At 42.8% G+C, this 26,192-nt stretch carries 23 protein-coding genes and 1 pseudogene; 22 read left to right on the top strand and 2 right to left on the bottom strand.

Going from position 1 to position 26,192, the window contains the following annotated elements:
* The first annotated feature begins 37 nt into the window (after nt 1-37).
* The 4 genes from HUJ21_RS22380 to HUJ21_RS22395 all read left to right on the top strand — a co-directional run bounded on the left by HUJ21_RS22380 (nt 38) and on the right by HUJ21_RS22395 (nt 6,219).
* Entirely contained in the window at nt 38-1,891 is a 1,854-nt protein-coding gene (locus HUJ21_RS22380; RefSeq protein ID WP_291372982.1) for a ChbG/HpnK family deacetylase, read from the top strand.
* Nucleotides 1,892-2,563: 672 nt separating this feature from the next.
* Nucleotides 2,564-4,240: an aryl-sulfate sulfotransferase gene (locus HUJ21_RS22385; RefSeq protein WP_291372984.1), complete on the top strand. Its 1,677-nt coding sequence runs from the start codon at nt 2,564-2,566 to the stop codon at nt 4,238-4,240.
* A 31-nt stretch (nt 4,241-4,271) separates the two neighbouring features.
* Nucleotides 4,272-4,952, top strand: a complete 681-nt coding sequence (locus tag HUJ21_RS22390) for a sulfotransferase family protein (RefSeq protein WP_291372985.1) — start codon at nt 4,272-4,274, stop codon at nt 4,950-4,952.
* 79 nt (nt 4,953-5,031) lie between these two features.
* On the top strand, nt 5,032-6,219 hold the full coding sequence (locus HUJ21_RS22395; protein ID WP_291372986.1) for an MFS transporter: 1,188 nt from the start codon (nt 5,032-5,034) through the stop codon (nt 6,217-6,219).
* A gap of 398 nt (nt 6,220-6,617) precedes the next feature.
* Here the strand turns inward: HUJ21_RS22395 and HUJ21_RS25120 are convergent.
* Nucleotides 6,618-6,785, bottom strand: a pseudogene (locus HUJ21_RS25120) (hypothetical protein); the annotation flags it as partial.
* 37 nt (nt 6,786-6,822) lie between these two features.
* Nucleotides 6,823-7,155 carry a M56 family metallopeptidase gene (locus tag HUJ21_RS22400; RefSeq protein WP_291372987.1) on the bottom strand — a complete coding sequence of 111 codons (333 nt, stop codon included), beginning with the start codon at nt 7,153-7,155 and terminating at the stop codon, nt 6,823-6,825.
* Between the two features lie 372 nt (nt 7,156-7,527).
* Here HUJ21_RS22400 and HUJ21_RS22405 point away from each other — a divergent pair, with 372 nt between their 5' ends.
* The 18 genes from HUJ21_RS22405 (at nt 7,528) to HUJ21_RS22490 (ending at nt 26,191) form a co-directional block, all read left to right on the top strand.
* Nucleotides 7,528-8,028, top strand: a complete 501-nt coding sequence (locus HUJ21_RS22405) for a pyridoxamine 5'-phosphate oxidase family protein (RefSeq protein ID WP_291372988.1) — start codon at nt 7,528-7,530, stop codon at nt 8,026-8,028.
* 352 nt (nt 8,029-8,380) lie between these two features.
* Nucleotides 8,381-10,720 (top strand): hypothetical protein, encoded by a 2,340-nt coding sequence (locus tag HUJ21_RS22410; protein WP_291372989.1) that lies wholly within the window; start codon nt 8,381-8,383, stop codon nt 10,718-10,720.
* Between the two features lie 648 nt (nt 10,721-11,368).
* Nucleotides 11,369-11,773 (top strand): DUF2157 domain-containing protein, encoded by a 405-nt coding sequence (locus HUJ21_RS22415; protein WP_291372990.1) that lies wholly within the window; start codon nt 11,369-11,371, stop codon nt 11,771-11,773.
* A 129-nt stretch (nt 11,774-11,902) separates the two neighbouring features.
* Nucleotides 11,903-12,085 carry a GDYXXLXY domain-containing protein gene (locus tag HUJ21_RS22420; protein WP_291372991.1) on the top strand — a complete coding sequence of 61 codons (183 nt, stop codon included), beginning with the start codon at nt 11,903-11,905 and terminating at the stop codon, nt 12,083-12,085.
* Between the two features lie 60 nt (nt 12,086-12,145).
* A complete protein-coding gene (locus HUJ21_RS22425) occupies nt 12,146-12,301 on the top strand; it encodes a hypothetical protein (protein ID WP_291372993.1) in 156 nt (51 codons plus the stop codon).
* Nucleotides 12,302-12,304: 3 nt separating this feature from the next.
* Nucleotides 12,305-12,469 (top strand): hypothetical protein, encoded by a 165-nt coding sequence (locus tag HUJ21_RS22430; RefSeq protein WP_291372995.1) that lies wholly within the window; start codon nt 12,305-12,307, stop codon nt 12,467-12,469.
* Between the two features lie 300 nt (nt 12,470-12,769).
* A complete protein-coding gene (locus HUJ21_RS22435; RefSeq protein WP_291372997.1) occupies nt 12,770-13,249 on the top strand; it encodes a hypothetical protein in 480 nt (159 codons plus the stop codon).
* Between the two features lie 324 nt (nt 13,250-13,573).
* On the top strand, nt 13,574-13,927 hold the full coding sequence (locus HUJ21_RS22440; RefSeq protein ID WP_291372998.1) for a VOC family protein: 354 nt from the start codon (nt 13,574-13,576) through the stop codon (nt 13,925-13,927).
* Between the two features lie 18 nt (nt 13,928-13,945).
* Entirely contained in the window at nt 13,946-14,362 is a 417-nt protein-coding gene (locus HUJ21_RS22445) for a VOC family protein (protein ID WP_291372999.1), read from the top strand.
* Nucleotides 14,363-14,588: 226 nt separating this feature from the next.
* Nucleotides 14,589-14,852, top strand: a complete 264-nt coding sequence (locus HUJ21_RS22450) for a hypothetical protein (RefSeq protein WP_291373001.1) — start codon at nt 14,589-14,591, stop codon at nt 14,850-14,852.
* Nucleotides 14,853-14,890: 38 nt separating this feature from the next.
* Nucleotides 14,891-15,376: a DinB family protein gene (locus tag HUJ21_RS22455; RefSeq protein ID WP_291373002.1), complete on the top strand. Its 486-nt coding sequence runs from the start codon at nt 14,891-14,893 to the stop codon at nt 15,374-15,376.
* An 85-nt stretch (nt 15,377-15,461) separates the two neighbouring features.
* Entirely contained in the window at nt 15,462-17,090 is a 1,629-nt protein-coding gene (locus HUJ21_RS22460) for a phage tail sheath C-terminal domain-containing protein (protein WP_291373004.1), read from the top strand.
* Between the two features lie 94 nt (nt 17,091-17,184).
* The gene (locus tag HUJ21_RS22465) at nt 17,185-17,721 is read left to right on the top strand and encodes a GRAM domain-containing protein (protein WP_291373005.1); all 537 of its coding nucleotides are present in this window, start codon (nt 17,185-17,187) and stop codon (nt 17,719-17,721) included.
* A gap of 83 nt (nt 17,722-17,804) precedes the next feature.
* Complete coding sequence (locus HUJ21_RS22470; RefSeq protein ID WP_291373007.1) at nt 17,805-18,473, top strand: response regulator transcription factor; 669 nt, start codon at nt 17,805-17,807, stop codon at nt 18,471-18,473.
* Nucleotides 18,470-19,840: a HAMP domain-containing sensor histidine kinase gene (locus tag HUJ21_RS22475; RefSeq protein WP_291373009.1), complete on the top strand. Its 1,371-nt coding sequence runs from the start codon at nt 18,470-18,472 to the stop codon at nt 19,838-19,840. Before HUJ21_RS22470 ends, HUJ21_RS22475 begins: the two co-directional genes overlap by 4 nt.
* A 343-nt stretch (nt 19,841-20,183) precedes the next feature.
* Nucleotides 20,184-24,515, top strand: coding sequence for a CusA/CzcA family heavy metal efflux RND transporter (locus tag HUJ21_RS22480; RefSeq protein ID WP_291373011.1), 4,332 nt, complete (start codon nt 20,184-20,186; stop codon nt 24,513-24,515).
* 1 nt (nt 24,516) lies between these two features.
* Nucleotides 24,517-25,707, top strand: coding sequence for an efflux RND transporter periplasmic adaptor subunit (locus tag HUJ21_RS22485; RefSeq protein ID WP_291373012.1), 1,191 nt, complete (start codon nt 24,517-24,519; stop codon nt 25,705-25,707).
* 94 nt (nt 25,708-25,801) lie between these two features.
* Entirely contained in the window at nt 25,802-26,191 is a 390-nt protein-coding gene (locus HUJ21_RS22490) for a thioredoxin family protein (protein ID WP_291373023.1), read from the top strand.
* Nucleotide 26,192 lies beyond the last annotated feature (1 nt).

Raw genomic sequence — 26,192 nt, forward strand, 5'->3', positions numbered from 1 at the left:
AAATTGTTAATTTACCACTTTCCAAAGAACCTGAGCCATGCGACTTTCCTACAAAACGATTCCTATTCTATTTTTAATCGTACTAACCTTTTTTTCTAATGCCCAGGTACCCCAGGGCCCCAAACTGATTGTCAGGGGGGATGACATGGGTTCGTCCCGGTCGGCCAATCTTGCCAGCATCGAAACCTTCGTCAATGGCATAGAAACCTCCATAGAAGTGATGGCGATAGCTCCCTGGTTTCCGGAAGCTGCCCGCATGCTAAGGCAAAATACAGGAGTAGAGGTGGGACTCCATCTGGCCATTACCAGTGAATGGGATGGTGTCAAATGGAGACCGCTGAGTAATTGTCCCAGTCTGACGGATGGTGACGGATATTTGCTTCCAAAGATAAGACCGAACCCAAATTATCCCGGACTGGCCATTCTCGATAATCCATGGAAGCTGGGGGAGGTGGAACAGGAATTTCGGGCGCAAATTGAATTGGCCCTGAAGCATGTTCCTCAAATCAACCACCTTTCCGGCCATATGGGTGCTACCGGGTTTCATCCTGATGTGGCAAATATGACTGCACGTTTGGCAAAGGAGTACGGACTTATGCTGATCGATGCGGATTTGATGCAGGAGTCGGGTATAGGCAGGACCAGCTACGCCGGTCCTAAGGGAACATCTGAAGAAAAGGAGGCTTCATTCATTCGCATGTTGGAAAACCTGGAAGCCGGAAAGGCCTACCAATTCGTAGACCACCCTTCCTATGATAATCTGGAAATGCAGGGGGTAGGCCATATCGGTTATGAGCAGGTGGCCGAGGACAGGCAGGGTGTCACGGAGACCTGGACCAGCGAAAAGGTAAAGGAGTCGATCGCCCGGTTCGGTATTGAACTGGTTGATTTCAATACCATTGTCAAGGCCTTGCCGAGAAGCGAACCTGAAAAGGAAAATGTCGATCCTGCTGCCATACAGGAATACCTTGAAGCAGTTAAAAGCCATGATCAGGATCTGCACAGCCTGATGATCCTCAGAAATGGGAAAGTGGTATTCGAGCATTGGCTGGGCGATAATGCGGCCAATAAGTCCCATGTCATGTTTTCTGTAAGCAAAACCTTTACGGCTACTGCCATCGGTTTTGCCGTACAGGAAGGGCTGTTGGATGTCTCCGATAAGGTGATTTCATTTTTTCCTGACCAGCTACCAAAAGAGATGAGCCAAAACCTGGAGGCACTGGAAATCAGGCATTTACTTACTATGAGCGTGGGGCACGATGTGGATCCTACAGGTATTCTGCGGGAGCGTGCTGATGCGGACTGGGTGGAGGCATTTTTAGCCTTTCCAATTCCCCATAAGCCCGGAGAGCAGTTTGTTTACAATAGCCTGGCCACCTACATGCTATCTGCGATTCTTACCAAAGTGAGTGGCGAGCGGCTTCTGGACTACCTGCAGTCCAGGCTTTTCAGGCCTCTGGGAATCACCGGAGCTACCTGGGATAAAAGTCCTCAGGGCATCGCTATCGGAGGTTGGGGGCTAAAGGTGAAGACGGAGGACATGGCCAAATTGGGACAATTTTACCTGCAAAAGGGAAAATGGAATGGCAAGCAACTTCTCAAGGAATCCTGGTTTGAGGAGGCGACTTCAAAACAAGTCCCATCACTTCCTGCAGGAGTGAAAAGGGAAAACCTGAAAGTGAAAACAAAGGACTCTGACTGGTTGCAGGGCTATGGTTACCAGCTATGGCAAAGCCGCCACAACTCCTACCGGGCAGATGGCCGGGATGGGCAATTTATCCTGGTGCTTCCGGAAAAAAATGCAGTGATTGTAACCACTGCCAATATTTCCAATATGCAAGCGGAACTCAATTTGATTTGGGAACACCTATTGCCGGCGTTCGAGGACTAGGTTTAATTCAATAAATACCTCTAGAATAAAAAGGCTTTTTGAGGAAGTAGGAAGGAGGAAATTTCTCTTTTTCAAACAGTTTTTTAAAATACAAAACCGTTTTCCTATCCTAAAAAAATACCTGCAGCCACCCGTCTTAATTCATTTTTGTAAACTATTTGGAATACCCTATATCATGCAGCTCATGCCTATGTGTTCCTTATAACTATTTGGTTTAGAAAAATTTGAGCTTTTATTTGGGAGAAAAGTTCAGCCATATAGCATGCCCGTTTTATAAAGGGTCAGGTATTTTCCTTTGCTTAAGGTTGGCTATCTGGTAGATGTACTGAGTCTTATGGGAAATGGATTGGACCTGTAAATCCACAAGCTGAGCCGCTTTTTTTAAGAAGCCATTGCCATCCCAAAAAGAGGGCTGCGCTTGAGGTTTAATTTTTTAATTGGATTTGAATGGCTGCTACAATACAAGTTAGATAATATTTCCCTTAATTGACTAAATATACAATTTAAGTTCGTTATAAATATTTTTTAAAACATAATATTTTATAAAAAAGTTTTAATTAAATTTATTTGTTAACTTAGGTTTTAAAAAAGTTAAACCATGAGATTTATATCAATTTAACAATTGCAAATCAATAAATCAGATCTAACAAAAACCCATTTTAACCAACCAAAATGAAAAAAGTCAGAAATCTATTTCTACTTGGGCTCCTTGTTTTGAGCCTGTATTCCTGCAAACAGGAGAAAAAACAGGAGCCTGAGACGGTGGCTACTGAAATCCGACAATGGAAGCCTGAAGATACCCGAAGTTTGTCTGGAGTAACCGCCAAACGGGGCCTGATCCACAACTCTGAAAAGAGCACTCCCGGATACTTGCTTTATGAGCCATCCAATAGCACCTACACTTATCTATTGAACAAGAAAGGGGAGTTAGTGCATGTCTGGAACGCCGATCTGAATTCCATGAATTCCTATCTTCAGCCCAATGGGCACTTGATCCGCCTGGAACGTGACGAGGACTTTCCCACTTTTGCAGCCGGTGGCCAGGCAGGCCGTATCCGCGAATACGACTGGGATGGCACTATTCTTTGGAACTTCAAGTACTACAGTGAGACGGAATTGATCCACCACGATATCGAGGTAATGCCAAACGGGAATATCCTTGCGATTTCCTATGATGCATTGACGCCCAAGGAAGCGATTGCAATGGGTAAAGATCCACAGCATATACCCAAAGCAGGGATTTGGCTCGATAAAATCATCGAGATTCAACCTACCAAACCTGAAGGGGGAAAGGTTGTCTGGAAATGGCATATGAAAGACCATTTGGTGCAGGATTTAGATGATACAAAGGCCAACTACGGGCTGTTGTCCGAAAATCCAAGAAAGATCAACCTTAATATTTCAAGTGGGGAAGCAGGGCCTCCCATGACCCAGGAACAGGTAGACCATATGAAACAAATGGGCATGATGACCTCCAATGCTACGGTAGACAACCGGGGATCAGACCTAACCCATACCAATGCCATATCTTATAACCCAGACCTGGATCAAATCGTCATAAGTGTTCCCGGATTTAGCGAAATATTGGTGATTGACCACAGTACCTCCATGGCAGAGGCCAAAGGCAGTACAGGGGGCAAAGCAGGACATGGCGGAGATTTACTGTATCGCTGGGGTAATTCGGTAAACTATGGTTGGGGTACAGAGGAAAATCAACAATTATTTGGCCAGCATGATGTGAAATGGATACCCAAAGGCTATCCCGGTGAAGGAAAGCTGATGGTTTTCAATAATGATATCCGCAACCCTGAAAGTAAATTACCAAACATGTGGGCTGCCCTTGGAGGGGCAGACTCGCCTGAAATAAACGTTACCATTGGCGATGTGGGTAATTATAGTGCGATCTATGAATGGGCCATTCCCAAAGATAGCGAGGGCAACTATTCTATGACGGAGGGAGGGGCCTTTGGCCCGGAGGAACCCGACTGGTCTTATACAGCTCCGGACAAGTATTCTTTTTATTCAGCCTTTATCTCTGGAGCACATCGATTAAAAAATGGCCATACCCTGATTACCCAGGGCATGCAGGGGCGCTTTTTCGAAATTGACGCAAACGGTGAAGTCGTTTGGGAATATTGGAACCCATACAAATACGATTACAAATTACCTGATGGTTCACCTGCACAACCGGGAGGGCCTTTCATTTACGGAGTTTTCAGAGGCACTTTATACCCAGCCGATTTCGAGGCTTTTAATGGCAAGGAACTGGTTCCGGTAACTCCGCAACCAGCGCCTTCCATTTTTAAAATGCCGCCTCCGCCAACGCAAGCCTCTGCCTCTATTCAATAACCTAAAATAACCAACCATAAAACCACAAACAATGTCGATAAAAATTATAGGTGCCGGATTTCCCAGAACGGGTACCACTACCCTTAAAGAATCCCTGGAGTCACTAGGGTTCAAGCATGTTTATCATATGAAAGAACTTCTGGTCAACCCTGATATGCTTCATTACTGGCAAACGCTTGCCGAAACGGGTGATACCGATTGGGAAAGCCTTTACCAGGGTTATGATGCTACCGTAGATTTTCCGGGCTATCCCTGGTACAAAGAACATATGAAAAAATACCCTGACGCAAAAGTGATCCTTACGGTGAGAGACTTTGAAGCCTGGTATAAAAGTGTCGACAGTACTGTTTTCCGGGCTGGTCCACAGACCCCTGCGGAAAAGATCAAAATGATGGGCAAACTGCTTTTCAGCGCAAGGGCACGCAAGGTGGTCAAATGTATTAAATTCTTTAAAAAAATATTTTTTGCGAACAAGTTACAGGGCAAATTTAAAGAAAAAGAATTTGCCAGGAAGACCTGGGAAGACCATATCACCGATGTAAAGGCCACCGTTCCCAAAGACAAGTTGCTTGTATATGATGTGCGCGACGGTTGGGGGCCTCTTTGCAAGTTTTTAGGCGTCCCGGAACCGGCCGAACCATTGCCACATTTGAACAAGAAAGAGAATTTCAAGGAAATGCTCCCCCAATTAATGAAAGGCAAAATGGTTTAACCAACAGTAATCGTCATTTAATATTAATGCCCCCATTGGTCAGCATCAACGGGGGCATTAATTATAAAAACCCACCCCTATGAATACCGAAAGCTGGCAAGTAAAAGCAACTTTGTTGTTGGTAAGCAGTCTTACCATTATGTCGATGATCACCATCTCGGCCTCCCTTCCCGATATGACCATAGCCTTTTCTGAACTGTCCAACGGGCCTGCATTGGTAAAGCTTTCCTTATCTTTTCCTGCACTTTTTATAGCCATCATTGCAGTGTTCGCCGGCCTGGTAATCGATCGCTTTGGCAGACTCAAATTACTGGGGATAGCGCTTGTCTTTTATGCAATTGGCGGAAGTTCAGGTTATTGGCTCGATAACCTCTACCTCATCCTTGCCGGCAGGGCTCTTCTTGGAATTTGTGTCGGTATTACCATGACCATTGTTATTACCCTTGTTGCAGATTATTACCAGGGAAAATCAAGACAAAAATTTGCCGGATTGCAAATTGCCGTGATGTCCATTGGAGGCATTGTATTCGTAACGCTGGGAGGCTTCCTGGCAGATATCAATTGGCGGATACCCTTTTTATTGTATTTTTTTTCCATACTGGTTTTACCGGCAACCTATTTGTATCTGAAAGAACCCAAAGAAAGTATCCTTTCCCAACGATCGGATGCGGTTATAAAATCTCCTCCGATCATCTGGCTGGTGTTCTTTAATATGATGTTGATGTGGATTATGTTTTTTATCATTCCCGTGCAAATCCCCTTTTATTTGAAAACCATTGGCGTAGAGACAAATGCCCTGATTGGAATTGCAATCGCTTCAACAACATTGTTTTCTGCGATTTCATCATTCTCCTTTTCACGTATAAAAGATAGGTTGAGCTTTCAACAGATTTTCGGCATTGGTTACCTTTTGATGGCTCTTGGATTTGCGAGTATTGCCATGGGCAACAGTTATTCCATGGTCATGGTAGGGATGCTATTGTCCGGCCTGGGCATGGGACTCATGATTCCCAATGCCAATGTATGGATAATGCAATTGGCCCCGCCTGAAATAAGAGGGAAGGAAATGGGCCGGTTGACCACTTTTTGGTTTATGGGGCAGTTTATTTCGCCCATTGTGTTGTTGCCATTTTTAAATACCTTTTCCCATTCCCAGCTATTTTTTTTGATGGCGGGTGTATTAGTGGTATTAAGTATTGGTTTTTTTAGCACCCATCTCTGGTTGTCAAAAAGCAAAAAAAATAATTTGGTTGGTCAACGTTTATGATGGCTATGTTGCTTTGAAGAATTATCGGATAAGATTGGTTGTAGGAGCACACGGGACATTTTTGTGGGTCTGAATTTTATGAATCAAAGTCGTTTACGAACAAGTTCATTGTATAGATTACAGGGCAAAATCGAGAACGGTATCCTTGCAAAAGATGAACTTTTTAGGATTGTCTGCTTAAAGGTGAAATCGGTAAATGAATATATACCAAAAACAGCAATAGAAATTTACCCTGGTATATATTAGTTTGTTATTCCTGCGGATCAATGTCACCGTTTTGTCCGCTTATTTCAATTTTTCTCCATGGGCCCGACATTTTACCTGTATTTCAAATCCTTATTGATCCCCGGAGTTTTAGTTGAAAAGAACGTGATCGTTACCCTTTTTTCCTATCTTTATCAATTGCTTCTTAATTTCACACTTTCATACCTAACAAAACTGATCGTAAGGGGTATGGATAGTGCGATTTTAAATGAAAACTGCCCATTTATATCCATTACTGTTCCCAAATAGGGGTCTTCTGTTACTATTGTTGCTCCAGGAAGGGGATATCCTAATGGGTCTCGGACAGTACCCTTCCAGAGGCCATATGAGTAGCTCGCATCAACAACAAGTTGGCCGTTTGGTTAATGGTTTGTTCACCATAATTAGTCGGTTTTTAAAAGAGGAAGATGCCATGGAAATCGCCCAGGCAACCTGCTGGGTTCGAACAGTTAGTTCCAATAGTAATTTTTTGTAGGCCTTCGTTTGAGTCGTATGTTGCACCTTTTGGTCTGCCAGGTATTCATGGTTCAGTACCATGGCTTTTTTTACCAGATAAACTATGGGATTAAACCAGCAAATAACCGTCAAAAACTCCATTAGGATCAGGTCAAGATGGTGTTTTTCCCTAATATGAACCAATTCATGCTCAAGGATCATCGCTGGTTTTTTCATTGGCTTCGTGTATTTCGATAAACCGCAAGGCATGTGAAGCGTGTTTCTTATGGTTTCTGTGCGAAGATCAACCCTTGCCTTAGTTAGGCCAGCCTCTATTTCAGTTCTTTCCTGCTATTGGGCAGGTGGAATATACAGGTAAAAACCATATTCCGTTGAGATATATAATTTCTAAGCTAAGCCTTCATAGGTGGTTAAAAATAAAAATTGTCCGGAGTCAACGTAAGGTTTGAATCAGTAATCGGCCTTGGGTCACCCAAATATGGTTTTTGGAATGTGATTTGCACTAATTGTTATCGATTGCCCAAGAGATGGTGCTTAAAACAATTCATTTTACATTGTTTTAAATAAGAACTAAAAAACTTAGCAAACATGTCAAGCCCGGAACACAAAAAATTAATTTGGGACCTTATCAAAGATATAAAAGTAGGAATGCTCGTCACTCAAGACGAAAATGAAGACGGAGTTATGAGGGCTCGTCCAATGAGTCTCGTGCAGGATGCGTATGACGGGAGCTTATTTTTTTATACACCGAAAAGTGATGCCAAAGCCTTTGAGATAGAGCAAGACAGGGATATCTGTCTGACCTTTAGCAACCCTAAAGACAATGTGTATGTTTCTCTTTCTGGTAAAGCCAGGATTTCTGAAGATCAGAATTTAATCGATCGGTATTGGAATCCATGGGTAGCTGCCTGGTTTAAAAATGGGAAAAAAGACCCCGACTTGGGAATGCTTGTGGTAAAAATTAACAAAGGCGAGCACTGGGATTCAAAAAATAACAAGCTGGTCCAGCTTTTTGAGATTGCCAAATCAAACCTGATTAAGTCGGAAATCCCCAATTTGGGTGAGAATGAAAAATTTGGAACGGAATAGCAATGAGATACTCACAGGTATAACAAAGCCTTTGGAATGATTTCCTGAGGCTTTGTTGTTCCACAAAATGGGTATTGGAAATTTTCCGCCCTATGAGGGTAAATAATCAATTTTTTTATCCTTTCTTTCAATTCTTTAAATTAGCGCCCATTCATATTTTGAATATTACCGGCCGTTGGTTACTCTCAACCAGGTGTAACCTGTATGGTTTTTTTACAAAAAAATTACGCTTCAGCCTTGGTAGGATTCGTTAACTCTGGCGTATTATTTATTGGGGTGCACATTGGTGAGGATTTCCTTAGCCAAGAACATAAAAACACGATTCAAATACCAACGAAATTACTTTTACCTCATGGAAAATAAACTCACCATTTGGCTTTTGTGCATGATTTCGACCACATTACTGTCTTGCTCAGCCGAAGACCAAAAAACCCTGGACTTCTCGGAGGCTATCATTCTTATTTCGCCCCAAATCAACTCACCCTTGAAGGAAACTGCCGGAACTATTCTTGTCGAAGAAATCGAAAAACGCACCGGAACTTCGCTGAAAGTGAGCCGTGAATGGGATTCAAATACCCGCATTGCCCTGGTCCTGGCTTCAGATACCAGCCTCTTTGGAAAAGCCATTCCTTTCCGGAAGGGCTCCGGTGCTCCGGAACGGCAAAAAGAAGGTTATCGGATCTTTCATGAATCCAGCGAGGCAGGGAACACCCTGTGGGTGATAGGCGCAGGTGCCCGGGGAGTCCTTTATGGGATTGGCAAACTGCTACGAACAGCCCGACTGAGCAAGGGAAAAATCAGTTTGGATGAAGGCTTTGATTTTTCTGAATCCCCTCAATATGCGCTTCGCGGCCACCAGTTTGGTTACCGGAATACCGCCAACTCCTGGGATGCCTGGACAGTGGAGCAATTTGACCAGCATTTCAGGGAACAGGTGCTCTTTGGAGCCAATGCGTTTGAAAACATTCCCTTTCAGAAAATGAATTCCAGCCCACACTTTAAGGTGGACCCGCAAGTAATGGAAGTGGAGTTGAGCAAAATTTGTGAAAAATACGGTGCTGATTATTGGGTTTGGACACCGGCGCCCCGGGACCTGACTGAAGCAGGCGCCCATCAGGAGGGTTTGGAGACACAGGAGGCCTTTTTTGCCAAATGCCCCCGTTTGGATGCGGTATTTGTCCCAGGTGGAGACCCGGGCGAAAACCATCCGTCCGATCTGATACCCTACCTGGAGGATCTGTCAAAGGTTTTGAAGGAATACCATCCGGAAGCCGGCATTTGGGTTTCCTTACAGGGTTTTAACAAAGAGAAGGTAACCTATTTTTTTGATTACCTGGAAAAGAATAGCCCGGATTGGTTAAAGGGCTTGGTTTATGGCCCCAGTAGTCCTCCCATAGCCCTTGAACGGGAGCTTTTGCCGGAAAAATATATGCACAGATTTTATCCCGATATTACCCATACCATTCGCTGTCATTATCCCGTGGAAAACTGGGATCAGGCCTTCGCCCTGACCCTGGGAAGGGAACCCTGCAACCCTCAGCCAGAAATGTACACAAGGCTTTTTCAAAGGGACAGCCCTTATACCGATGGTTTTATTACTTATTCCGATGGTACCCACGACGATGTTAACAAGGTTATATGGAGCCAGTTGGGTTGGGATCCGGGAAAAGCCCCTCCCACCATCGTTTCGGAGTATACCCGCTTCTACTTTGGTCATGAGGTAGGAGAGGAGGCCGCAAGGGGTATATTCGCCTTGGAAGAAAATTGGGATGGTCCCATTTTGGAGAATCCAGCTATAGAAAAAACCCTGGCCTTGTGGAAAAGGATGGAAGCTGCTAACCCCCAGCTGTCCGGTAACTGGCGCTGGCAGCAATTGCTGATGCGGGCCTATTACGATGCCTATATACGGGACCGGCTGGCCTTCGAAAAAAGTCTGGAGGCTGAAGCCTACGAAATCCTGGCCGAGGCAGATTCCATTGGAGCTGATCAGGCCATGTACAAAGCCCTGCAACAACTGCAAAAAGCAGATACAGACCCCGTTTCTCAGGAACTAAAGGAAAAAGTGTTGGCCTATGCTGAAATGCTATTCAAAAGCATAGGCGCACAGAGCAGTGTGGAAAAGTACCAGGCAAGCGGTGCAGAAAGGGGTGCGATTTTAGATTTTATTGATTACCCGCTCAACAACCGCTGGTGGCTGGAAGACGAGTTTGATAAAATACGCAATTTTGGATCTGAAGCAGAAAAATTGGCTCGGTTGGACTTTATCCGAAGCTATGAATCACCGGGAGAAGGCAGTTTTTACGACAATATTTCAAGTGCAGATGCGCGGCATGTAACCTCCAAAACCGATGATGCCATCGACTTTTTATGGGAAAGCAACGGGATCAGCCGCAAGCGGCTTTCTACGCAGCTCTTTCAGTTTACTCCCACCCTGGACTACGATGAGCTGGATCCTGAATCCGATTACCTGATCCGGGTATCAGGCTTTGGTGAAGCCCTTTTGCGGGCCAATGGACAACGGCTTACACCTACCAGGTACGAGAAGGGCTATGAGGAATTTAAGGAATTCCCAATTCCCAGGGAGCTGATCAGCGAAGGCAAACTAAAAATCAGTTTTGACAAACCCGATGAGGAGCACCTGAATTGGAGGCAGCAGTCGCGGGTAACCGACGTTTGGGTTATCAAACAATAAATGGTAAGTCAACCTTTCCATATGCAGAAGCAAACAAGGAAATAGAATGGCTACCTGAAAATTGGAAGGATTGGAGGAAAAAGCAGTTCAACAGACTTATTGTTAATTCGGGGTACATAAAGTTTCTGATTACAAGGGTTTTATGATCCTAAACCCTTAATTTGATCTGGAAATAAATTCAGTAAGGGTACAAGGTCGTATATACACAACTCCACCTTCAAAAAGTAGCTCTATACAACAACATATAAAAACAATTCTTAAATCAGTCTCAACCTGAAACTCCGTTCTCCCTTGCTCAGCGGATTTTCCTGCGGACCCTCACGGTCTCCAGCTCAGGCTGTTTTTATAAGAGACGTACGTGATGGTTCTCAAAGAATAGATTCCAAAACCGATAATGAGTACATATTATAATCCAATAAACAATTTTGAGCAAAAAATGAGGCCTTTTATTTTTTATTTAGTACGCTGTTGAAATTCATCTTGCTAAATTTAGGGTGATTTATCCGTTGCGAAAATTTATTCGCACCTGGGAGTTCCGTCACTTTCAACAAATGTAAACAATGATGTTGCCTGCTGATAAAAAAATGAGATTTGCTTTTAATTCTTTACAGATTTCATCTGAACCCTGACAACCCATAAAACAAAATAATGAATCTGGTTAAAGGCATTCCCAAACTTGTTAAGGCTGGTGTGATTTCACAGGAAACAACAGGCAAAATCCGGGATTATTATGGGGAAAAAGGAGGACAGTCAAACCATCACCTGTTTGTCGTTTTTGGGATTATAGGTGCCCCATTGGTTGGACTTGGAATAATCTTATTACTTGCCCACAATTGGGATGAATTTTCACGAACCGCAAAAACATGTTTGGCCTTTCTTCCACTGCTCATTGGACAGGTACTGTGTGGGTTCGTGTTAATTAAAAAACAAGAAAGTGTTGCATGGAGAGAAAGCAGTACGGCTTTTTTGTTTCTTGCTGTTGGAGCAAGCATTTCGCTCGTTAGCCAAATATACCACATGCCGGGAGATCTGGGCTTATTCCTGCTCACCTAGATGCTGCTTTAGTGGTTTGTAGATTCTTTGATACAAATTTAAGTTTTATCATAAGAGGGGGGCTATTTGTTTCCGTGGGCATTGGCTTTATGGCAACAAATTTCTGGATGCTCAAAAGGAGAAAATCAAATGGCTAACAAAAAGATAGTATTGCCTGTATTTGTTTTGATTGCCCTCTTGCAGCTTTATTTGCCGGCCAAAATGATACTTGATAGGGAAGACATATTGCATAAGGGGAAGGAATATAAATTCAAAACCCAGCCAATTGATCCCAATGACCCATTTAGAGGAAAATTCATAGCCCTCTACTAGGAAGAGGCGGTGATTTCGATTCAAAATGAAGCGGATTGGCTGCTTGGTGAATCGGTTTTTATGCTGCTGACAACTGACAAGGAAGGATTTGCAAAAGCGCATGGAGTATCAAAGGAATACCCGGCTAAAAATCAGGACTTTTTGAAAGCTAAGGTGAATTACGTTTCAGATAATGGTGCCAATAAGCTGAGTATTGACTACCCATTCGACAGGTAATACATGGAAGAATCTAAGGCGAATGATGCTGAATTGGCCTACCTCGAATCACAAGTAGACTCAACCCAGGCAGCATATGCGGTAGTTAGAATCAAAGAGGGTGAAGCGGTTTTAAAAGAGGAGTTGATTAATGGAGTCACTATACGGGAAATTGTGATAGATAAGTAGAAAAATCAAAAATAGTCTTTTGCCGGCGATAGACTTCCTTTTGGCAGGAGGTTGGTTTGTGATCTAAACCTAATAATCAATTTTTAACAAATCAATAAAAGGAAAATCAAAAAGGTGTTCACTTTGCAATGTAGAATCAATCCCCCAACGGCAAACCGGTAATTTTATCAAGGCTTTTTCTTGGATCCAAAGGCATTTTTGATATATATATATATACTATAGGGAAATGGTTGAATATCACCTTTTTGGGAAATTTTATTTAGTTTTGGATTATTCAATATTTATTTTTAACGCATAATTATGGATACTAATCAACTAATGGAAATTCAAAATTACTTTTCCAATAAGCAGAGGGATTGTCTTATTCAAAAAGCCGCCTACGAAAAATGGTTAAATGTTATCACTCCATTCAGGTGGTTTGCCATTATTATAGGGGTGGTTTTGCCTGCCTTTTTGGGTGTAACTATTTTTGTTGATAGTGGATGGGTAAATCCAGATAATTGGAAGATAATTTGTTCTACGATATTGTTACTTTCTTCCATTGTTTCAGGTTTACATACCGGCCTTCAATTTGACAGTCACCAACAGGAGTGTGTAAGGTTGAGCAAGCAATATGAATCACTGGCGCATAAATTTGAACTTGCCCGTATTGCCCACAATGATGAAATATATTCCCAAAAAAAGAACCTGAGTGAGAAATATACAGACTTAATAGAAAACACCCTCACTACACCGGCGAATTGGTGTCTGAGGCGTGCAAAAAAAGAGGCGGCACTGTAAAACTATGGCCTATGCAGGAACTAAGAACAATTCATGGTAAATCCACCATTCTTACGCAGTTCCAAACATGTACAGCGGTTGGGTGCTGGAAAAAAGCAGGAGGACTAGGGAAAATATGCTGTTAAGCCGATATTTTATTCAGCCCTAAACCAGAAAATGGCTGATCCCCGGGGATTTATCATCCTAAATGTTTAATTTGGAGTTCGGGAATAAAATCAAAGGAGGAAACAAGGTACATAAACCCCCAATTTCACCTCCAGAATCTAACTGAATTAAAATATTGGCAACAAGCTGAAAAAAATTATAACAAAAATAAAAATTGATTTGCGAAGAATTGTTCCAAATATTTATTCAAACGACATAGAAAAAAGCAAGCATTTCTATACTGAATTTTTAGGAATGGACCTGGCGATGGATATGGATTGGATTTTAACTTTTGTATCAAAAGAAAATGAAACCGCACAAATATCAATTTTCAGTAACGACAACAACAAACCTTTAGATAATTCGGCAATATTTTTATCAATTGAAGTTTCGGATGTTGACAATTTATATGAAAGAGCCAAAAGCCAAAATATTGAAATAGTCTACCCTATCACAAACGAAAATTGGGGAGTTAAACGCTTTTTTGTAAAAGACCCCAATGGAATAACAATTAATTTATTAACCCATACTTAATAAAAAAATTACATCAATATGAAACCGAAAAATATTTGGGCAAATCTTGGAGTAAAAGACATCGATAGGACACGAGAATTTTACCTGTCATTAGGGTTTAAGTTAAATGGCAATCCGACAGAAAATCTTGTAAGCTTTTTGTTTGGTAGTGGTGATTTTGTAATTCACTTTTTTGAAAAGGAAAAATTAAAAACAAGTCTAGAAGGGGAAATATCTGATTTGAGTCAAGGGAATGAAATTATGTTTTCCCTTTCCGCTGAAAGTAAGGATGAATTTGACACTTGGATAAATGAAATAGAAAAAGCTGGTGGAACTATTTTATTTGACTCCAACAAAAACAGGAAAGAATTTTACGATAAAAATGGATTCTACGTGTGCGTTTTCACCGATCCAGACGGTCACAAATTCAATCTGCTTTACAGCGACAATATGTAGAAGTAAAAAAAGTCAATTGCCAATATCCAAGCATGCTGACCGTTTGAACGGCCACCTCTGAATGCAACATATTACACATGTGAAGATTTTTCAATCAAATATCGACAAATACTGCAGGTCAATACAATACTTAGAAAAAGTATTGCAAAGGCTTTCTTTATTTCGGGCGATATTTTTTGTGAGCTCTCTTGTTGTTGTTACCATTCTTGCAAATGCAAGGTTATTGATGTCAGTATGGATTGCTTTTCCTTTCTGCATAATTGGGTTTGCCTTTTTACTCCTGCGCTATAACAAAGTAAACAGTCTTAAGGAAACTTGTACCTCTTTAAAGAAAATCAATAAAGATGAGCTCTTAAAACTTGAAAACAACCTGGAAAGCTTCCCTACCGGAGACTCCTATCGGATAGAAGGACATGCATATGTTACTGATCTGGATGTTTTTGGCTCCCATTCACTATTCCAGGGAGATTTTGAGTACAGCGGTATTTAGGTCTACGTTTCTGATTAATCGAACTAAGTTTATTTCTTATGCCCTTAAACAATGCCGAAACACAAGTCCTGCGCCAACACCTGATCGAGTCGCTGAGCGGTGTGAAAGCCCATATTACTTTCGATCAGGTTGTGGTCGATTTTCCACTTGACGCCATCAATAGAAAGGTTGCTGGAATTCCCCATTCCCCCTGGGACCTGGTGGAACACATGCGCCTCGCTCAGCGGGATATCATCGACTTTATTCAAAATCCCAACTACCGGGAAATGAAATGGCCGGATGACTATTGGCCAAATGCTGAAACGGATACTAAAACCTGGAATGAATCAATTGAAGGTATTATGACTGACCGCAACGCATTGATCCGATTGATTGAGGACAATTCAATCAACCTATTTGCCCCAATTGCACATGTTCCGGATTACACAATATTTCGGGAGATCATCATTATGGCCAATCACCATTCCTACCACACCGGTCAATTGCTTTACCTAAAAAGGGTTTTTAAAAGTTATGCTAAATAAGGAAAATCAAGCATATTTCCACACCTGATATTTACTTGCTTAATGGTTAAAATGGGTAACTTGGTCTGCACTTAACCTTAAACTAATGGGAAAAATTAAGAAACCAGGGGTATACATTGTAGAGAAAAACGCTTTCCCCTCTTCAGTGGTGGAAGTTGCAAGTGCAATTCCTGCATTTATAGGGCATACCGAAAAAATTCCGGATGCGGGTGCAGACGGCCTCCTCCGGATCAGCTCGTTAAGGGAATTTGAGCGGTGGTTTGGTGGACCGGCTGACTATCGGTTTCGAATGCGTAAAGCTACTGAGGAAGGGGAGAAATCCCGAATTGAAGCGCAAAAAAAAGAAGAAAGGGGTGAAAAGCGAGCTGAGTTTGACATCCGCCTGGACCTGATAGGTGACAAGGAAGCCTATTCTGTGAGTCGGCTCGGAACCGTGTACAGGCTGTATGAAGCTATGCGATTCTTTTTTCAGAATGGTGGGGGAGCTTGCTATATCATTTCTGTTGGTGGTTATAAGGATCAGATTAGGGAAGAAAGGCTCGCAGACGGACTCCGTAGGCTGGAAAATGAACCGGAACCCACCCTGGTACTGCTTCCCGATGCCGTATCTCTGGATACAGCCGAGGCATTTTATAGCCTGTGCCGAAAGGTAATCGCCCATTGCGGAAAGATGAGGAACCGGATGGCCATTTTGGATGTGTACCAGGGCTACAAAGCCTTTCAAAATCCTGCGGGCGGGAAGTCCGTAGTGGATCGGTTCAGGGAAGGGGTAGGAACCGAATCACTAAGTTATGCAGCGGCCTATTATCCCTGGTTGGAAACGACGATTGTGCAGGAATCAGAATTGTCATTTCAAAATCTGACGGATGATAGCCTGGCACTGTTGGTTGAAATGATCAGTGGAGAACTTGCGCTAACCGATCATCCTGAAAATGAATTAGAAAGCGAAGCGGTACGAAAGGAGCGGGTTTTATCCCTGGTAAAACAACTTCCCGATTATACATCAGCTGTCGTGAATAGCTGGGACGATGACCCGGATACTTCCGGCAAATTATCTCCCGCTAACCTGCACCGCACGCTTTTGGCGTTGAGTCAGGCGTATAAAGCATTAATGGGATTTCTGCAAAAGTACCTGAATCAACTGCCACCTGCGGCCGCAATGGCCGGGTTGTACACGTTGGTGGATTCCATGAGCGGGGTTTGGAAAGCCCCCGCCAATCTTTCCCTGAATTCCGTCATTGCTCCATCTGTACCCATTTCCACTGAAGAGCAGGAATACCTGAATACACCCTTGGATGGTAAAGCTGTCAATGCCATTCGCTCCTTTATTGGAGAAGGGGTGCTGGTATGGGGTGCGCGCACATTGGATGGAAACAGCAACGAATGGAGATACATTCATGTGCGGCGGACGGTGATGGTACTCGAACAATCGATGCTATTGGCGGTCAAAGCCTATACCTTTGAACCCAATCAGAATGCCACCTGGACCACTGTCAAATCCATGCTGATAAATTACCTGACACAGCAGTGGAAAATGGGTGCTTTGGCCGGAGCGAGCCCAGCAGAGGCATTCTCCGTGCGGGTGGGGTTAGGGGAAACGATGACGGTTGAGGATATCCAGAGTGGTATAATGCGGGTAACCGCTTCAGTAGCCGTCAACAAACCGGCTGAATTTTTTGAAATTTCTTTTGTGCAGCACATGCAAAAAACATAAGAAACCGTGTATGATCCCGAAGTTAAGATTGTAGCGATTTTATTCCGTTAGTGCTAAAAATGGTTCCTAAACAATCGTAAATTAAGAGAGAAAATTGAGAACAGACTGGAAATACCGCCTGATGCTAGCTTTTCAAATGGGAGCGCTATACACACTTGGAATTTGGGCAATGGACTATTTGTCGGCAGACAACAAAGTGGATTCGCTGAACAGTTTACTGTTCAAGGGGCTGTTTTTCGGTATTACTTTTAGTCTGGTATTTCCTTGCCTTTTTAATGCATTAGCCGGAAAAGTATTCGCCAAAATGGGTGGAAACATTCATCCGGTGCTGGAGGCAACGGAAAAAATTGAAAAGGAGGCACCCGCTACCTTATTTAAAGGACTGGAAGGTGTTGGAGGAAAGCTGTTTTTGACCAATAAAAGAGTTATTTTTAAGTCTCACCAATTGAATATCCAACGGGGACAAACCGACGTAGACTTATCATCGATCAGCGGGATCGAAAAAAGAATGGTGAATAAATGGGGAAATGCGCGTATGGTTGTTCAGACGAAAGACGGTATGGAATATCAGTTGGTCGTTTATGAGCCAGAGCTATGGATTGTAGAAATTAATGAAAGAATAACCTATTAATAAAAAGCAGCTGGATGGAATTTTTAGCATTTCTTAAGATTCATTTAATGGATACTTAAGCGGGTAATATGGATATTTGCTAGATGAGAATTTTGATAGTTGAAGATGAGCAGGGAATTGCGGCTTTTCTCAAGCAAGGTTTAGAGGAAGAGTCTTTTGCTGTGGATGTCACTGATGAGGGCAAATCGGGCCTCAGGTTGGCTTTATCAGGAGAGTACGATATCCTTTTGTTGGACTGGATGCTTCCGGGATTAAGCGGGATTGAAATTTGCAGGCAGTTCAGAAAGGAATTCCCAACCACGCCTGTCATTTTTCTTACCGCCAAGGACACGCTTGACGAAACCTTATTTGGTTTGCAGTCTGGGGCAAATGATTACATAAAAAAGCCCTTTCATTTCGAAGAAATTCTGGAGAGAATCAAAGTGCAATTAAGACCAAAGATGGGGGAGCACTCTCTTTTTACCTTGGGGATCATTACGTTAAATACGGAAACCCATCAGGTTTTTAAAGGAAAGGAAGAAATTAATCTCACCCAGAAGGAATTTGCATTATTGGAATACCTCATCCGCAACAAAGGCAAGGTATGCCGAAGAAGCCGCATTATCGAAAGTGTGTGGGATATCCAGTTCGAATACAATACGGGTGTTATCGATGTGTATATCAATGCATTGCGAAAGAAACTTTCATTATCCGATGAAGAAAATTACATTCAGACCGTGCGTGGGGTAGGTTACATTGCAAAAGAATTATGAATCTTAGCTTCCAAAATAGAATAGCCTTCCATTATTTGGTGGCCACCGCCATCATCATGGCTTTTGTATTCGGAATGATATTTTTTATCGTGAGAGGTACCGTTATTCAGAATCTTGATAGTGATTTGTCCTACGAAGCCGAAAAACATTTAAACGAGATCGAATTTGTAAAGGATAGCATTCAATTCATCAACAAGCAAGAATGGCAAGAGCGTGAACACACCGAGACACAGGTCAATCCAGTCTTTATTCAATTGAATGATAAGGAAGGCACCGTGATGGATCGATCTCCAAATCTTAAGCAAGATTTTTTAACTTTTCAGGGAGGGTCAGACGGTGGGTACTACAATGCTGAATTAACAGAAATTCCCATCAGACAGGTTCAACTACCCATTACAAATAACGGGCAGGTGAAAGGATATATTATTGCGGCCATATCGTCTGAGTCTGCATTTTCCGTGATTTTCAGGTTGCAGGAGGTCTTGATGGTTTCTTACATTGTGATTCTGGTAGGTTTGTACTTCATGTCCCGGTATTTGGCGGGCAGAAGTGTTCGACCAATCCAGGAAATGACCCGTACTATTACGCACATCACCCAGAACAACCTGAATGAACGCGTTTATCTCCCTAAAAACCAGGATGAAATCCATTTTCTTTCATCCAGCTTCAACGACTTGCTGGAGCGTATTCAAAAGGCCATAGAAAAGGAAAAGCAATTCACCTCGGATGCCTCCCACGAACTCCGAACCCCACTTGCCACCTTGCGGGGTACCCTGGAGGTGCTGATCAGGAAGCCAAGATCCCAACAGGAGTACGAAGAAAAGATACTTTACAGCCTTAAGGAAATAGACCGTATGACGGCCACCTTGGAGCAACTCCTGATGTTGGCCCGCTTAGAAACATCTGCAGGAAGCAAAAAGGAATCATTTATCCCTATTTCAACGCTCCTTGAAGAATCTATATCGCGGTTTAAAAACCTGATCAAAGAGAAAAAATTGAAAATAAACCTAAGCATCAATCTATCCGAAAAGGCACTTTTGCCTCATTTCTACAGCAATATCATCGTGGACAATATACTAAACAATGCCATTAAATATTCGAATAATGGGGGGACGATAAGTATCAGTGTTGATATTGTTGGCGGTCGTATAATCTGCAATGTTAAGGATGAAGGAATAGGAATTAAAGAGGAGGATTTAAACAATATTTACGACAGTTTCTATCGATCTGATGCCTTAAGTCACAGGCAAATTCCGGGAAATGGTCTGGGACTGGCCATTGCAAAGAAATGTGCCAACGCCATTCAAGCTGAATTGAATGTTAGCAGCACCTTTGGTCAGGGTACGAATGTTATGATTACTTTTTAACCAATCCAAAATAGAAAATCCAAAGGAGACCTAAAAGCCTACCTGCTATGTCGCCAATAAGAGACCTATTATTAGTCATCCCAGGGACAGTTAACCGGACAATCAAATTATTCCTAAAAGTTACGGGCATTGGGCTGCTTTTCTACTTGCTATGGATGGCGCCTTATCGACAGCAGGTCTTGGAATCAGCGTCACTGCAGCAGAGGAACCCAATAATTTTGGTTTCTTCCCGGGCGTATGGTTAAAATACCTCCCGATCTTAAGCCAATCTTAAGAAAGTCTTGAGAAAGGCTTTAGGACTGGTAGGCTACATTTGATGAGTAATACCAAATGCAGCCCATCAATGTTAGAGAAGATCATACAATACAGTATTCACCACAAACTGATCGTGCTTTTATTCTCAGCGGGAGTGATCGCTTTTGGAATTTATTCCCTTACTGAGATTCCCATTGGAGCTGTTCCAGATGTCACCAACAATCAGGTACAAATCATCACCACTTCCCGAAATTTAGCAACTGAAGACGTGGAGAAATTTCTTACCTATCCGGTAGAGTTGGAAATGGCCAACCTGCCCAATGTGAAAGAAATAAGATCCATTTCTAAGTTTGGGCTCTCCGTGGTAACGGTGGTTTTTGATGATAAAATTGGCACGTATCTCCCAAGACAACTTATCGCTGAAAAAATAAAGGCAGCCGAAGATAAAATTCCTGAGGGATTTGGAAAACCATTCATGGGACCCATCACCACTGGCCTGGGTGAGATTTATCAGTATGTCATCGAGGTAGATTCGGCACATCGTGACCGGTATTCCTTATCGGATATGCGTACCATACAGGATTGGGTGGTCAGGCGTCGACTTTCCGGCATCCCGGGAGTGGTAGAGGTAAATACCTGGGGCGGTCATCTCAAACAGTACGAAGTGGCGCTCAATCCGGAAAAACTCCGGAGTTTGAATATCTCTATTTCGCAGGCCTTTTCGGCATTGGAAAAAAACAATAGCGTGGCTGGAGGGGGCTACATTGAAAAAACCAACCAAACTTATTTTATCAGAGGGGAAGGCATGGTAAGCTCCCTGGAAGATATAGAAAACATCGTGGTTGAAAACCGAAAAGGCACCCCCGTTTTTATTAAAGACGTCGCGACCGTAGGTTTTGGACATGCCACCCGATTTGGTGCCATAACGGGAAATGGAGAAGGAGAAAAAGTATTGGGGCAAGTGATGATGCTCAAAGGAGCCAACTCAAAAGCAACCATAGAGGCCGTAAAGGAAAGAGTTGCCGAGATATCGGTTGCCTTACCTCAGGGTATCCATATCAATCCCTTTTTGGAGCGAAGTGAACTCATCGGCAAAACGACCTTTACGATAGCCGAAAATCTGATTTTAGGTTGTTTAATCGTGATTTTTGTCGTGGTGCTGCTGCTTGGCAATATACGGTCCGGATTAGTGGTAGCATCTGTCATTCCAATGTGTTTGCTTTTTGCCTTATCTCTCATGTATATTTTTGGAGTGGATGCCAACCTGATGAGTCTGGGAGCCATTGACTTTGGAATTATCATAGATGGTGCAGTGATTATAGTAGAATTCATAGCCTTCAAAATAACGGCAGAGAGGTCCACATTGATGGCAATGCCCAAAGGAGAAAAACAAAATTACATAGATAAAATTACCCATCATGGTGCCAGCAAAATGATGCACTCTGCTGTATTTGGTCAGCTTATTATCATCATTGTGTTTATTCCCATTCTCTCGTTGGTGGGCGTGGAAGGAAAAATGTTCAGGCCAATGGCCCTGGTATTTTCGTTTGCATTGATTGGAGCGATGATCATGTGTTTTACTTACGTACCCGTAATGGCTTCTTTGTTTATTAAGCCATCTGACCCTGACAAAAAAACAATTTCCTCCCGCCTCATCACATTTTTGGAAAACAAGTACAGACCAACCATGGCCTGGGCACTTCGGGAGAAAAAAATCGTTTTGAGCTTATCAGCTGCCTTGATGATTGTAGTTGGCATTCTCTTTAGTCGCATGGGAGGTGAATTTGTACCTACATTGGACGAAGGTGATTTTGTGATCCAACCCGTACTTAAAACAGGCACTACCTTAACCAATACGATAAAAGCCACTACCCGTATGGAAAAGATCCTTTTGCAATTTCCTGAGGTAAAGCAGGTTGTGAGTAGGATTGGAGCGGCCGAAGTACCCACGGACCCCATGTCTATGGAAGAAAGTGATGTTATAATCAAACTGATTCCAAAAGGCGAATGGGTTTCAGCCGAAAGCAAGGACCAGTTAGCTAATAAATTTAAGGAAGCACTTTCAGCCGAAATCCCAGGGGTGGACTTTGAGTTTACCCAACCTATTGAAATGCGCTTCAATGAATTGATCACCGGAGTGCGTGCCGATTTGGCCATTAAAATTTTTGGTGAGGACCTGGACATTCTTTACAATAAGGCCCTGGAGGTAGAAAAGGCCATTCAACATATCGAAGGAGCAGCCGATATTATCGTCGAGAAAGTGGCGGGTCTCCCACAAATGTCGGTGAATTATAACCGGCAAATGATTGCGAAATATGGGATGAATGTGGATGAACTCAACAGCATCATCACCATGGGCTTTGCCGGGAAAGCTGCCGGAACCGTATTTGAAGGTGAAAAGCAATTTGATTTAGTGGTTCGGTTTGATAAGGAACACCACCGGGATTTGGAGGATATTGAAATGGCTACCATTCAATTACCAAATGGAAATCAGGTTCCTCTCAGTGAATTTGCAACCGTCAGCTATACCACTGGACCTGCTAAAATATCAAGAGATGACACGAAACGAAGGATTGTGGTTGGGGTAAACGTACGGGGCCGGGATTTAGAGTCTGTAGTGAAGGACGTTCAGCAGGTCATCAATAGCGAGATTGATTTACCAATTGGCTACACGGTGGAATATGGAGGTCAGTTTGAAAATCTGAGAACGGCCAGAGACCGCTTAATGGTGGCAGTACCCATAGCCCTCATTTTGATATTTATACTACTCTATTTCGCCTTTAATTCTGTGAAAGAAGCCCTTATTATTTACAGTGCCATTCCCATGTCAGCCGTGGGTGGGGTCATCCTGTTGTACATTAGGGATATGCCATTCAGTATTTCAGCAGGGGTTGGATTTATCGCCCTCTTTGGTATTGCGGTGCTGAACGGAATCGTCCTGATCGAAGAATTTAAAGAGCTTAAGGCGCACGGCATCAAAGACATTAACAGACGGATTTTGATGGGCACCAGAAACAGGTTACGTCCTGTACTTCTCACGGCATCGGCGGCTGCATTGGGCTTCTTGCCGATGGCCATATCAACTTCCGCGGGAGCGGAGGTGCAAAGGCCTTTGGCTACCGTAGTGGTAGGAGGACTAATATCCGCAACCGCACTTACCCTGGTGGTATTACCCGTTCTTTACGCTTTGTTTGATAGGAAAGGGCATTTTCCAAAATTAAAGTCAACAGTACAAGGCCTGGTGATCTTGCTTTTTATAAGCCTTCCTGCATTTGGATACGGTCAAGGTGAAAAAATTTCGGCCAATCAGGCAGTGGAAATTGCTTTAGAAAATAATAGGGGTTTACAAGCATCTTATCAACGGGTAGAGCAAAGTAAGCAATTGTTGGGAACTGCTATTGACATTGGTAAAACGGAGTTTTATTATAACAAAGATGAGAACAATATCGCCCCCAATGAATTGGCACTCAACGTTTGGGGCATCAGTCAATCACTAAAATTCCCGACTGTTTACAGTTCCCAGCGGAACGTGATGAAAGGCGAAATTCAATTGGCTACTGACCAAAATGCCATGGATAACTATCTGGTAACCAAGGAGGTGTTGAAAGCCTACCATGAAATCGTCTATTGGCAGGAGATGCTTACTAATTTCAGCTACCTGGATAGTCTGTACAGTACCTTTGAGCATGCTGCTAATAGGAAATTTGAGCAAGGAGAGTCCAATTACCTGGAGAAATTAACCGCTGAGACTAAAAGTAAGGAAATTTCTATCCAGCTACGGCAGATTCAGGAGAGCCGCCAAAAAGCGCGCATTAGGTTGAACAAATGGCTTCAATCAAGCTCGGAATACACGGCCATCAGTCAATCACTTACCCGGTTGGAATTAAAACCGATGGATACACTAAGCCATCCTGCACTTCAATACTATTCGGATGCTTTAACACTTGCCGACAGAAAAATTAATCTGGAAAAACAGCAAATGCTGCCAGATTTGAAAGCTTCTGTTTTCAGGGGTATCAATAACGGAACAGGGATTCAAACCTATCCGGGCTTTCAGGTAGGTATTGGGATCCCATTATGGTTTGGTGCACAAAAGTCTAAAATAGACGCTGCTAAAACGGGGGCTTCCATTCTGGAATCCCAATCCGAAAATTATAAAATGCAGCTGATTTCGCAATATCAGTCGCTTCGCTCAGACTTGAAAAAATATGAAGAGGGGATCAACTATTACCACATGTCAGGAAAAAAGCTTTCCGAAGAAACCCTTATCCATGCCACAAAGGCCTTTCAAAACGGTGAAATTGACTTTCTTCAGTACGTCCAATTGCTGGAAAATGCAACAACGATTGAAACAAACTATTTGAGCACCCTTTTTCAGTACAACATGACAGTACTGGAAGCGAACTACTTAATGAATTAATATGAACTTCGCATACCTAAAAACCAGAACTAAACACCCCATAAACCGGCCTGCCTTTGGCTTCTGGGTCATAGCGCTTATCGTTGGGCTTTCTTCCTGTTCTTCCAGTTCGGATCCGGAAATGGCTTCCAATGTTGCCCAGGAATCGTCTGGGGTGGAAACTTATGAGATTTCTACAACTCAATTTCAGTCATCCAACATGACTTTGGGAACCATGGAAAGGGTTCCCTTCCATGAAGTGGTAAAAGCCAAAGGCATGATTGATGTACCGCCCGAAAACCGTGCCGCGGTAAGCAGTTATTTTGGTGGGACGGTGAAAGAAATCCGTTTATTGCCAGGCCAAAGTGTGAAAAAAGGGCAAGAGCTTTTCGTTCTCGAAAATCCGGATTATGTACAGATTCAACAGGATTTTCTGGAAGCAAAGGGGCAATTGGCCTATCTTCAATCGGACTATGAGCGACAGAAAAACCTGGTTCAGGACAGTATCAGTTCTCAAAAGAAATTTCTTAAAGCTGAATCTGACTACACGGTTACGAGAGCCAGAGTAGCATCTTTAGGCAAAAAATTGGCGCTTATGAACATCGATCCCAGTACCTTCACCATAGAAAACATCCGCACCAGCCTTTCTGTACGATCTCCTATAAGTGGGTATGTGACGGAAGTGGCCATTTCAAAGGGGGCTTTCCTGACTCCATCACAAATGGCCGTTACCATAGTCAATACAGACCATGTTCACCTGGAAATGAACGTGTTTGAGAATGACCTGGCAAAAATAAGTGTTGGACAACCCATTCGTTTCAGGATTCAGGAAGACAATAGCAAAGAATATGAAGCATTCATTTACTTAATCAGTAAAACCATTGACCCGGAAGAAAGAACTTTGGGGATTCACGGGCATTTAGTGGACGAAAAACTTGCGGAAAGATTCAATCCCGGTATGTATGTCGAAGCGGTTATTTATACTACCTCAGAAGAAAAATGGGCATTGCCCAAAGATGCGTTGGTTGAAATCGAGGGAAACTTTTATGCTTTAACACTTCAAAATAGTCCGGAAACAGGCTATTCGCTAATTAAAAGGGAAGTCAAAACAGGCCTTTCCAATAATAGCCATGTTGAAATCTTAGATTCCCCGGGCCTGGATGAAACCACCAAATTCCTTCTTAACGGAACATTTAATCTTATTAAAGAATAGTGATGTGTAAAGGATATTTTCACTTAGGTAAATGACTATGAAAATCAGGAATTATTTAGTTTGCCTTTTGCTAATAGTAGCTCGGGTATCAACAGTGAGTGCACAGGAATGGCAATTAGACCTGAAAGATGCCCAAAAATTGGCCCTTGAAACCGACCGAAAGATCGTTTTGGTTTTTTCAGGTTCGGACTGGTGTGCACCTTGCATCAAGTTGGATAAGGAAATATGGCAATCATCCGAATTTCAGACTTATGCCAGGGAAAACTATGTCATGTTACGCGCGGATTTTCCCCGCAAAAAGGCCAATCAATTATCAGAAGAGCAGGCAATCAAGAATGGGAAATTAGCCGAAAAGTACAACCCTAATGGCTATTTCCCACTGGTGGTAGTACTGGATAAAAAGGCTGGAGTATTGGGAGAAACGGGCTATAAAAAAATGAGCCCTAACGAGTATATCAGCCATTTAAATAGTTTTAATCCCTAAG

Origin of the sequence: Cyclobacterium sp. (assembly GCF_014762705.1) — a bacterium.
Taxonomy (GTDB): domain Bacteria; phylum Bacteroidota; class Bacteroidia; order Cytophagales; family Cyclobacteriaceae; genus Cyclobacterium.